A 1762-nucleotide genomic window follows, 5' to 3' on the forward strand; every position below is an offset into this window, starting at 1 on the left:
AACCACCGGACCCTTGCATGAGCATTTTCAGCCGAATCTCGATGGGCGGACTGACGGTGGCCGCCGCCGCTTTTGCGGCTTTTAGCATGGTCGCCGCACAGACGCTTGAGGCGCCAGTGGACCCGGAGGCGCCGGTGGAACCGGAGGCGACAGTGGCGCCGGCGGCACCTGCGGCACCAGAACGCATCACCAATCCCGTCGCCGAATTCGCCGGCATCGACAAAATCACCGGCCGCATCATCACCTTCGATGTTTATATCGACGAGACGGTGCAGTTCGGTGCCTTGCAGGTGACGCCGCGCATCTGCTATTCGCGGCCGCAAACCGAAGAGCCAAAGACCGATTCCTTTGTCGAGGTCGACGAGATCACGCTGGATCGCAAGATCCGCCGCATCTTCACCGGCTGGATGTTTGCCGAAAGCCCCGGCCTCAACGCCGTCGAGCACGCGGTCTACGATGTCTGGCTGAAGGGCTGCAAGCAGAAGTCGGAGGTGCCGGCACCCGACGCTGCTAAATCCAATTAGAGCGCCAGGCACGCGGGATCTCCTGTTCGGGATCACATACTGAGCTACCGGAACCGCCTTATTCTCCGTGCGTTGGTCATGGCTGGCGGTACGGAGATGTTCCCATGATGGCCAACAAGGACGAACTCCTCGATCTCGAAAGAGGGTTCTGGACCGGCGACGCTGCCTATTTCAAAGCCAATGCCGACACCGAATGCCTAGTGGCTTTCCCACAGATGGCGCAAACGATGAGTAACGCCGATCTGGCCGAAACCGCGACGGATCCGAACCGCTGGCGCGATCTCGATATCGAGCTCAAGGGCATCATCGAGCCGGGCAGCGACATCGTTGTGCTGACCTATGAGGCCCATGCCACTCGCGAGAATGGCGAGCCTTATGCGGCGCTGGTCAGCACCGGCTATGTCCATCGCGTCAATGGCTGGAAGATGATGTTCCACGCGCAGACGCCGCTGGAAGTTGCGACGAAAGACTGATTGGACGGTTCGTCAGGGAAAGAAGACCGCTTCGCCCTTCAGCGCGTCAGCCAGCATCTTTTCATACTTGCCCCTCGGCACGTCGATCGCGCCGAAACGTTTGAGGTGCTCGGTGGTGAACTGCGTGTCGAGCAGCGCAAAGCGCCTTTCCTTCAGGCGTTCAACCAGATGCACCAGGCAGATCTTCGACGCGTCCGTTTCCCGGGCGAACATGCTCTCGCCGAAGAATACCCGGCCGAGCGACACGCCGTAGAGGCCGCCGACCAGCCGACCCTCGCGCCAGGCTTCAACCGAATGGCAATGGCCCATCCGGTGAAGTTCGACATAAGCCTCGCGGATCGTCGCGTTGATCCAGGTCGACCGGCGTTCTTCGCGCCGCTCGGCGCAGCCGTCGATGGTCGCCTCGAAGTCGAAATCGAAACGGATGTCGAACAGGTTTTTCCGGATCGCCTTCCTCAGGCTTTTAGGCGTGTGAAAGCCATCGAGCGGGATGATGCCGCGCGTCTCCGGCCGCACCCAGAACACTTCGGGATCGGTGGCGCTTTCGGCCATCGGAAAGACGCCCGAGGCGTAGGCCTTGAGCAACAGGTCGGTCGGGATGCGATAGCCTGGCGCGTAGGGACGGGTCATCGCAACATTATATTCTATAAGTTCACGACCTAATCCTCTTTGGCCAGATATTTTTCCAGCCAGTGGATGTCATACTCGCCATTGGCGATATCGGGATTACCGACGAGATCGCGAAACAGCGGCAGCGTCGTCTTG

General features: G+C 60.2%; 3 protein-coding genes. 2 read left to right on the top strand and 1 reads right to left on the bottom strand.

Annotation, left to right across the window (positions count from 1 at the left end):
* Positions 1-17 precede the first annotated feature (17 nt).
* On the top strand, positions 18-524 hold the full coding sequence (locus tag EOA86_RS33340; RefSeq protein WP_164759885.1) for a DUF2155 domain-containing protein: 507 nt from the start codon (positions 18-20) through the stop codon (positions 522-524).
* 104 nt (positions 525-628) lie between these two features.
* Positions 629-997 carry a hypothetical protein gene (locus EOA86_RS33345; RefSeq protein ID WP_127211722.1) on the top strand — a complete coding sequence of 123 codons (369 nt, stop codon included), beginning with the start codon at positions 629-631 and terminating at the stop codon, positions 995-997.
* Between the two features lie 12 nt (positions 998-1009).
* Here EOA86_RS33345 and aat read toward each other — a convergent pair whose 3' ends face one another.
* The gene (gene aat, locus EOA86_RS33350) at positions 1010-1627 is read right to left on the bottom strand and encodes a leucyl/phenylalanyl-tRNA--protein transferase (protein WP_128345438.1); all 618 of its coding nucleotides are present in this window, start codon (positions 1625-1627) and stop codon (positions 1010-1012) included.
* Between the last annotated feature and the right edge of the window lie 135 nt (positions 1628-1762).

The sequence above is a fragment of the Mesorhizobium sp. M5C.F.Ca.IN.020.32.2.1 genome (assembly GCF_004023105.1).
GTDB classification, from domain to species: Bacteria; Pseudomonadota; Alphaproteobacteria; order Rhizobiales; family Rhizobiaceae; genus Mesorhizobium; species Mesorhizobium wenxiniae.

Coding starts and splice junctions, on each gene's coding strand:
- EOA86_RS33340 (WP_164759885.1), top strand. CDS start 18: ATGAGCATTTTCAGCCGAATCTCGATGGGCGGACTGACGGTGGCCGCC.
- EOA86_RS33345 (WP_127211722.1), top strand. CDS start 629: ATGATGGCCAACAAGGACGAACTCCTCGATCTCGAAAGAGGGTTCTGG.
- aat (WP_128345438.1), bottom strand. CDS start 1,627: ATGACCCGTCCCTACGCGCCAGGCTATCGCATCCCGACCGACCTGTTG.